Source organism: Persicobacter diffluens (assembly GCF_036244895.1).
Classification (GTDB): domain Bacteria; phylum Bacteroidota; class Bacteroidia; order Cytophagales; family Cyclobacteriaceae; genus Persicobacter; species Persicobacter diffluens.
Map to the genome: position 1 here is coordinate 794,149 of NZ_BQKE01000003.1, position 9,280 is coordinate 803,428.

The following is a 9,280-nucleotide window of genomic DNA, read 5'->3' on the forward strand; positions in this document are numbered from 1 at the left end:
CTACCTAATTAACCTTATAGAAAGAAAACTATTCGTAGATGTATCAATTTTGGCTTCATAATTATAAAAACCAAAATAGCTAAAGCCATCACTTTGCGATAAATAATGAAATCTGGAATGCAAATTATATCCCCCAATATAATCCAAAGAAACAATGAATAAACCACTTCCTTTTAAATTGAATCCATGGTCATTAGTCCAACTATCTTTATCGGAATATAAAGATTCGTCCCAATAAGTATTATTTGCTAAAGCTTCAAAAACATTGGTATAAATACCATCTGTGTCGATTCCACCAACATTTTCACATAACCTATACCAATTTTCCTGTGTTGGCATAGACCAAGAGTTATTATTCAAGGAGGATATAATATCAGCTTTTTCTTCATAAGTATACAAATGCCCAAAATCACGTACATAGTTGGGTATTTCGGTCGTCTCACCCTCTAGTTTATACTCTCTACCATTATCCTCAATATCTTTACTCTCCCATCTCAAATTCTCGGCCATCCAAACCTGGCAATTTTCACCTGCTGCATCACAGATTTGCACTGTGCTATAACGGTAGTCCGTTTGAAAATCAAACACTACAGAACCAAACTTACCGGTCGTTAGGGTAAAGTCAAGGCTTACTTTTTCTTCATCGCCTTCATATTCTTCATCTTCTACAGCGGCCTCAGCCAATAAGTCAAAATCGGTTAAATAGGCATCATTGAAATCATCTCTTAGAACGGCGGTTTCAAAACCATTGTCGGTTGCTGTCAAGGCATAAGTTTCATCGCCCATTTTCAGACTCAGGTCCCCCATGGTAGCGTACTTTTTATCCGCTTCTTTTTCCCAGCTCAATACCAACTGAACAGAATCGGCATGTAGGTAAAGGTGATCTGCCGTACTGTTCATTTCAGTAGATTGAAAACCATCTACCAGACTAACGGTCAATTCCGGTAAAAAAATTTCTTCCGGCTCTGGTTCTGGTCCTGGATCCGGCGTTCCCTCATCATCACTTCCACAGGAAGAAAACATCATCGCTGCGGCCATTAGCCCGGCTGCAAAAGGCTTTAATTCATGAAGTTTCATGGCATTAAAATTTAATTGTAAAACGGATTAATCAAATTGTCAAAATAGATTCATGGGATTAACATTTTGGAAAGGTCATTAAAACCTTTACCATTCATAATCCATTTCTCTTTTTTCCAATTCTCTATAGTGTTATTAATTATTTTTTTGTCTAATATTTTTTTGAATCGATTCGGTGCCTTTGGTCGCCGCCTAATCTCTGGTCTTTTGTTACAGCGAGCTCATCCCTGGTCTTTTGTTACAGCGAGCAGTGCGAGCATCACTAAGACCAACCACTGAAATTTCCATTCCGTGGACTCGGTCGTAGTCACCGCGGGGCTTTCCACGCTAAACTCCTGAGTTCCGCAAGCGAAGACTACGACCAGTGTTCCGTCTTATGTCTGGTCTTAGTGTTACAGCGAGCCGTGCGAGCATCACTAAGACCAACCACTGAATTTTTTCATTCTGTGCTCTCGGTCGTAGTCGCCGCGGGGCTTTCCCATTAAACCGCTGAGTTCCGCAAGCGAAGACTACGACCAGTGTTCCATCTTATGTCTGGTCTTAGTGTTACAGCGAGCCGTGCGAGCATCACTAAGACCATCCACTGAATTTTTTCATTCTGTGCTCTCGGTCGTAGTCGCCCCGGGGCTTTCCTCACTAAACCGTTGAGTTCCGCAAACGAAGACTACGACCAGTGTTCCATCTTATGTCTGGTCTTAGTGTTACAGCGAGCCGTGCGAGCATCACTAAGACCAACCACTGAATTTTTTCATTCTGTGCTCTCGGTCGTAGTCGCCGCGGGGCTTTCCTCACTAAACCGTTGAGTTCCGAAAACGAAGACTACGACCAGTGTTTGGACCCCTGTTTAGTCTACTATTCAAAAAATCATTCATTCAAATGTTCAATTTTTTTATGTTAAATATATTAAGTCTAAAAGTGACTCCCTACCGGCATAAGCCGATGCGGAGCTATATTTCCAAGCTGTCGCTTCATACACCAAACCCGCTTCAACCGGATTATTGTGAATATAATGCAAGCGACTATCTATTTTATCATTCGTATTCAATTCAATGGGATGATTATGTTGCTGCCAAAATTGATAATTCTTATTTCGACTATTCTTTTTTGCAGCTCTTTCCATCATCCACAAAAGCCATTCTCGTCGACTCTCTTGCGGGTGAAGTTGAATTTCTTTTAAAATCCTATTGCTGGTATATTTTTTAAAATCTCTTATTATCCCACTTAATGTCCCTTGTTCCTGCCATCCCCAAATAAAATGAACATGAGAAGGCATCACACAAAAAGCACCAATCTTCAGCCCCTTCTCTCTTTGACAATAACGAAGACTATCAATAAGTATTTGACTATAAATTTCCCGACTGAAAATATCTAGCCAATAAACCGTAGTAAAGGTAAGAAAGTAAAAATACTCATCATTTACTATTTGGTATTTTCTTCCCATAACTTAAAACTATAATTAAAGCATAAACTATAGATAATCCGTTTTACATTTTATGCCAAAATTAATTTGTTATTATTTTTCCTTTTCCTGCTTTTGATAGTACTACAAACAATTTAATCTGCCCTTAGGGTTAAAACTAGCCGTACGAGCATCAAAAGATCAACCACTGAATTTTTCTTTCCGTGGACTTGGTCGTAGTTGCTGCTGGACTTTCCAACTAAACTGCTGAGTTCCGCAAGCGAAGACTACGACCAGTGTTTAGTCTTAGGCCTGGTCTTAGTGTTACAGCGAGCCGTGCGAGCATCACTAAGACCAACCACAGAATTTTTTCATTCCGTGGACTCGGTCGTAGTCGCCGCGGGGCTTTCCACGCTAAACTGCTGAGTTCCGCAAGCGAAGACTACGACCAGTGGGGGGATATTAGGGTGTATTGGAAATCATCGAGTAAACTACCATTAATGTCACCATTATCTATATGTGTTATTTTCAAATAATCTTCTAAAACATGATTTATTTCAAACTGATCCTGTTTTTGTTCAGTTAGCGACACTACATACTGTGCTTTAACATTGGTACTAAATAAAACCAAAAATAAACCTAATATCCTCTTCATAAAAAATTACTTTTTAGATAATCTTATACAAAGCATATCATCTCCGTTACCCCAACTTGTTAACAACAAAAATTCGTCATCTACTCTAATATGCCGTTGAAATCCATCTGATGTAATAGCATGAAATCTTGCACTTTTATAGAAATTAAAAACACCTTCAGATTGACTAAATTTCATATATCTTCCCCCTGCTCTTAAACTTAAACCTGTTTTATTAGTCCAATCCTCCTTTTGATAATCATCATTCCAATATAGGGGGTCATTAAATTTTTCAAAAACATCAAAATATCTATCATCATTATCTCCCTGTCCTAGCTCACCTCCAACTAACTCACATAAAGAATACCACTTTTCTCCCTCAGGGATATTCCAATCATTTCCATTTAGTAATGAAATAATATCCCTTTTCTCCTGATAAGTATACAAATGCCCAAAATCACTGACATAATTTGGTATTGCGGTCGTCTCACCCTCTAGTTTATACTCTCTACCATTATCCTCAATATCTTTACTCTCCCATCTCAAATTCTCCGCCATCCAAACCTGGCAATTTTCACCTGCTGCATCACAGATTTGCACCGTGCTATAACGGTAGTCCGTTTGAAAATCAAACACTACAGAACCAAACTTACCGGTCGTTAGGGTAAAGTCAAGGCTTACTTTTTCTTCATCGCCTTCATATTCTTCATCTTCTACAGCGGCCTCAGCCAATAAGTCAAAATCGGTTAAATAGGCATCATTGAAATCATCTCTTAGAACGGCGGTTTCAAAACCATTGTCGGTTGCAGTCAAGGCATAGATTTCATCGCCCATTTTCAGACTCAGATCCCCCATGGTAGCGTACTTTTTATCCGCTTCTTTTTCCCAGCTCAATACCAACTGAACAGAATCGGCATGTAGGTAAAGGTGATCTGCCGTACTGTTCATTTCAGTAGATTGAAAACCATCTACCAGGCTAACGGTCAATTCCGGTAAAATAATCTCTTCCGGCTCTGGTCCCGGTCCTGGATCCGGCGTTCCCTCATCATCACTTCCACAGGAAGAAAACATCATCGCTGCGGCCATTAGCCCGGCTGCAAAAGGCTTTAATTCATGAAGTTTCATGGCATTAAAATTTAATTGTAAAACGGATTAATCAAATTGTCAAAATAGATTCATGAGATTAAGGTATGGGAAAGGCCATTAAAACCTTTACCGTTCATAATCCATTTCTCTTTTTTCCAATTCTCTATAGTGTTATTAATTATTTTTTTGTCTAATATTTATTTGAATCGATTCGGTGAATTTGGTCGCCGCCTAACCTCTGGTCTTTTGTTACAGCGAGCTCATCCCTGGTCTTAGTGTTACAGCGAGCCGTGCGAGCATCACTAAGACCAACCACTGAATTTTTCGGTTCCCTGGACTCGGTCGTAGTCGCCGCGGGGCTTTCCCACTAAAGTGCTGAGTTCCGCAAGCGAAGACTACGACCAGTGTTTAGACCCCTGTTTAGTCTTAGGCCTGGTCTTTTGTTACAGCGAGCCGTGCGAGCATCACTAAGACCAACCACTGAAATTTCCATTCCGTGGACTCGGTCGTAGTCACCGCGGGGCTTTCCTCACTAAACCGTTGAGTTCCGCAAGCGAAGACTACGACCAGTGTTCCATCTTATGTCTGGTCTTAGTGTTACAGCGAGCCATGCGAGCATCACTAAGACCAACCACTGAATTTTTTCATTCTGTGAACTCGGTCGTAGTCGCCGCGGGGCTTTCCCATTAAACCGCTGAGTTCCGCAAGCGAAGACTACGACCAGTGTTCCATCTTATGTCTGGTCTTAGTGTTACAGCGAGCCGTGCGAGCATCACTAAGACCAACCACTGAATTTTTTCATTCTGTGCTCTCGGTCGTAGTAGCCGCGGGGCTTTCCCATTAAACCGCCGAGTTCCGCATGCAAAGACTACGACCAGTGTTCCGTCTTATGTCTGGTCTTAGTGTTACAGGGAGCTGTGCGAGCATCACTAAGACCTACTACTACTAAGTTCCATGGACTCGGTCGTAGTCGCCGCGGGGCATTCCACACTAAATTGCTGAGTTCCGCAAACGAAGACTACGACCAGTGTTTAGACCCCTGTTTAGTCTACTATTCAAAAAATCATTCATTCAAATGTTCAATTTTTTTATGTTAAATATATTAAGTCTAAAAGTGACTCCCTACCGGCATAAGCCGATGCGGAGCTATATTTCCAAGCTGTCGCTTCATACACCAAACCCGCTTCAACCGGATTATTGTGAATATAATGCAAGCGACTATCTATTTTATCATTCGTATTCAATTCAATGGGATGATTATGTTGCTGCCAAAATTGATAATTCTTATTACGACTATTCTTTTTTGCGGCTCTTTCCCTCATCCACAAAAGCCATTCTCGTCGTCTCTCTTGCGGGTGAAGTTGAATTTCTTTTAAAATCCTATTGCTGGTATATTTTTTAAAATCCCTTATTATCCCACTTAATGTCCCTTGTTCCTGGCATCCCCAAATAAAATGAACATGAGAAGGCATCACACAAAAAGCACCAATCTTAAGCCCCTTCTCTCTTTGACAATAACGAAGACTATCAATAAGTATTTGACTATAAATTTCCCGACTGAAAATATCTAGCCAATAAACCGTAGTAAAGGTAAGAAAGTAAAAATACTCATCATTTACTATTTGGTATTTTCTTCCCATAACTTAAAACTATAATTAAAGCATAAACTATAGATAATCCGTTTTACATTTTATGCCAAAAATTAATTTGTTATTATTCTTCCTTTTCCTGCTTTTGATAGTACCTCAAACAATTTAATCTGCCCTTAGGGTTAAAACAAGCCGTACGAGCATTAAATGACCAAACCCAAATTTGTTTCATTTCGTGGACTCGGTCGCAGTTGCTGCTGGACTTTCCAACTAAACAGCTAAATATATGTCTGGTCTTAGTGTTACAGCGAGCCGTGCGAGCATCACTAAGACCTACTACCATTAAGTTCCATGGACTAGGTCGTAGTCGCCGCTGGACTTTCCACACTAAACAGCTGAGTTCTGCGAGCGAAGACTACGACCAGTGGGGTGAACGGTATGATAAGTGGGTGAAACCGCACCAATTGTAACCGTCAATCTTCCGGTAGAAGGATCGATAGTAACAACATCATCCCCGATGTAATCCACTTTCAAAGAAAATTCAAAAGAATCTCCTGGGTTTACATTTTCATTTAAGGTAGAAACGGAAATATTACCCTCCCTGATATCCCTTTCGAGCCATTGGCCATTTTGTAGTATTTTTGACCAAGAATTATTGGTCCTTTTATATAAATCAATATCCGGTAAAGGGGCTAAGAGAGTATATTGGAAACTGTCTAAATAATCTCCATCTATCGGATTAAAATTTGTTTCAACCTTTAACTGAGTTTGGGAAATCAAACTAATGGTATTTCGCTCAATGGAAAAAGATGATATGGAAAGTTCATATTGGCCGAAAGCCACAAAATTCCACCAAGTAAATATAGAAAACAATAATACTCTCTTAGTCATAACTCTAATTACTTAACTAATCTAATAAAATTTCTACCTGATGATAATGTGTAAACAAACTCAGTCTCGTAATCAGAAAATCTTATTATATAATCGCTATTACTATTTTCATAATTATAATGAAACCATGAATGGACTCCAAAAGCATTAATACCATTGTCTTGCTCTCGGTAAATACCACCACCCCTTACAGAAAATAAATATTGGTTCTCCCAATCATCCTGATCTTGATAAATAGAATCATCCCAAGTTCCCCCTTCACAAAGAGCATTAAAAATATTGGAATAAACGCCATTATCTTCGGATCCTCCAACATTAATAAATAGTGAACCCCAATTATCAAAAGTAGGTAAAGTCCAATCTGAAGAACTTAAAAGAGGTAGCAGTTCAGCCTTTTCATCAAAGCTATACATATGTCCAAATTGCTCCACATAGTTAGGGATTGCCTCTGTTTCTCCCATTAAATTATAAAGCCTTCTTCCAATACTGCCGTCTTTTCCTTCCCATCTCAAATTCTCGGCCATCCAAACCTGGCAATTTTCACCTGCTGCATCACAGATTTGCACTGTGCTATAACGGTAGTCCGTTTGAAAATCAAACACCACAGAACCAAACTTACCCGTAGTAATCGTAAAGTCAAGTGGCACCACAGCATCACCTTCCTCTTCATAGCTCGCATCCGTAATCTCTACGCTAGCAGAAGCTGTAATATCTTCCAAATACTGGTCATTGAACTCGGCCATTAGAAGGTCAGTAGTAAATTTCCCATCCACCTCATTCAGTGTGTATTCCTGATCGCCAATGGTCAGGCTCAATTCGTCTCCAACTTCATAGTAGTTAGTTTCATCCTCCAGCACCCAACTGAACTCTAAACGAGCAGAATCAGCATATAAATAAACATGCGTCAACTCCTGGTCAAAATCACCAGAACGCATATGCTCAGGGATAGCAACTGCTAAGGTCGGCACTACCTTTTCCTCATCCACCGGAGGAGGAGTTGGATTAACCGGCTCATCATCACTTCCACAGGAAGAAAACATCATCGCTGCGGCCATTAGCCCGGCTGCAAAAGGCTTTAATTCATGAAGTTTCATGGCATTAAAATTTAATTGTAAAACGGATTAATCAAATTGTCAAAATAGATTCATGGGATTAACATTTTGGAAAGGTCATTAAAACCTCTACCGTTGATAATCCATTTCTCTTTTCTACAATTCTCTATAGTGTTATTAATTCTTTATTTGTCTAATATTTTTTTGAATCGATTCGGTGAATTTGGTCGCCGCCTAATCTCTGGTCTTTTGTTACAGCGAGCTCATCCCTGGTCTTAGTGTTACAGCGAGCCGTGCGAGCATCACTAAGACCAACTACCACTAAGTCCCATGGACTCGGTCGTAGTCGCCGCGGGGCTTTCCACACTAAACTGCTGAGTTCCGCAAGCGAAGACTACGACCAGTGTTCCATCTTATGTCTGGTCTTAGTGTTACAGCGAGCCATGCGAGCATCACTAAGACCAACCACTGAATTTTTTCATTCTGTGCTCTCGGTCGTAGTCGCCGCGGGGCTTTCCACACTAAACTGCTGAGTTCCGCAAGCGAAGACTACGACCAGTGTTTAGTCTTAGGCCTGGTCTTAGTGTTACAGCGAGCCGTGCGAGCATCACTAAGACCAACCACTGAATTTTTCGGTTCCATGGACTCGGTCGTAGTCACCGCGGGGCTTTCCCATTAAACCGCTGAGTTCCGCAAACGAAGACTACGACCAGTGTTTAGACCCCTGTTTAGTCTTAGGCCTGGTCTTAGTGTTACAGCGAGCCGTGCGAGCATCACTAAGACCTACTACCACTAAGTTCCATGGACTCGGTCATAGTCGCTGCTGGACTTTCCACACCAAACCGCTGAGTTCCGCAAGCGAAGACTACGACCAGTGTTTAGACCCCTGTTTAGTCTACTATTCAAAAAATCATTCATCAAATGTTCAATATTTTTATGTTAAATATATTAAGTCTAAAAGTGACTCCCTACCGGCATAAGCCGATGCGGAGCTATATTTCCAAGCTGTCGCTTCATACACCAAACCCGCTTCAACCGGATTATTGTGAATATAATGCAAACGACTATCTATTTTATCATTCGTATTCAATTCAATTGGATGATTATGTTGCTGCCAAAATTGATAATTCTTATTACGACTATTCTTTTTTGCGGCTCTTTCCATCATCCACAAAAGCCATTCTCGTCGACTCTCTTGCGGGTGAAGTTGAATTTCTTTTAAAATCCTATTGCTGGTATATTTTTTAAAATCCCTTATTATCCCACTTAATGTCCCTTGTTCCTGGCATCCCCAAATAAAATGAACATGAGAAGGCATCACACAAAAAGCACCAATCTTAAGCCCCTTCTCTCTTTGACAATAACGAAGACTATTAATAAGTATTTGACTATAAATTTCCCGACTGAAAATATCTAGCCAATAAACCGTAGTAAAGGTAAGAAAGTAAAAATACTCATCATTTACTATTTGGTATTTTCTTCCCATAACTTAAAACTATAATTAAAGCATAAACTATAGATAATCCGTTTTACATTTTATGCCAAAAATTAA

Annotated in this window: 7 protein-coding genes; all 7 read right to left on the minus strand. The window is 40.1% G+C overall.

What is annotated here, in order from left to right:
- A complete protein-coding gene (locus tag AAA970_RS22395) occupies positions 1–1,077 on the minus strand; it encodes a fibrobacter succinogenes major paralogous domain-containing protein (protein WP_338239107.1) in 1,077 nt (358 codons plus the stop codon).
- An 889-nt stretch (positions 1,078–1,966) separates the two neighbouring features.
- A complete protein-coding gene (locus tag AAA970_RS22400; protein ID WP_338239108.1) occupies positions 1,967–2,518 on the minus strand; it encodes an REP-associated tyrosine transposase in 552 nt (183 codons plus the stop codon).
- Positions 2,519–3,137: 619 nt separating this feature from the next.
- Positions 3,138–4,235: an FISUMP domain-containing protein gene (locus tag AAA970_RS22405; protein ID WP_338239109.1), complete on the minus strand. Its 1,098-nt coding sequence runs from the start codon at positions 4,233–4,235 to the stop codon at positions 3,138–3,140.
- 1,049 nt (positions 4,236–5,284) lie between these two features.
- Complete coding sequence (locus tag AAA970_RS22410) at positions 5,285–5,836, minus strand: REP-associated tyrosine transposase (RefSeq protein WP_338239110.1); 552 nt, start codon at positions 5,834–5,836, stop codon at positions 5,285–5,287.
- A 336-nt stretch (positions 5,837–6,172) separates the two neighbouring features.
- Positions 6,173–6,676, minus strand: coding sequence for a hypothetical protein (locus tag AAA970_RS22415; protein WP_338239111.1), 504 nt, complete (start codon positions 6,674–6,676; stop codon positions 6,173–6,175).
- An 8-nt stretch (positions 6,677–6,684) separates the two neighbouring features.
- Positions 6,685–7,770, minus strand: a complete 1,086-nt coding sequence (locus AAA970_RS22420) for a fibrobacter succinogenes major paralogous domain-containing protein (protein WP_338239112.1) — start codon at positions 7,768–7,770, stop codon at positions 6,685–6,687.
- An 892-nt stretch (positions 7,771–8,662) separates the two neighbouring features.
- Positions 8,663–9,214, minus strand: coding sequence for an REP-associated tyrosine transposase (locus tag AAA970_RS22425; protein WP_338239113.1), 552 nt, complete (start codon positions 9,212–9,214; stop codon positions 8,663–8,665).
- Between the last annotated feature and the right edge of the window lie 66 nt (positions 9,215–9,280).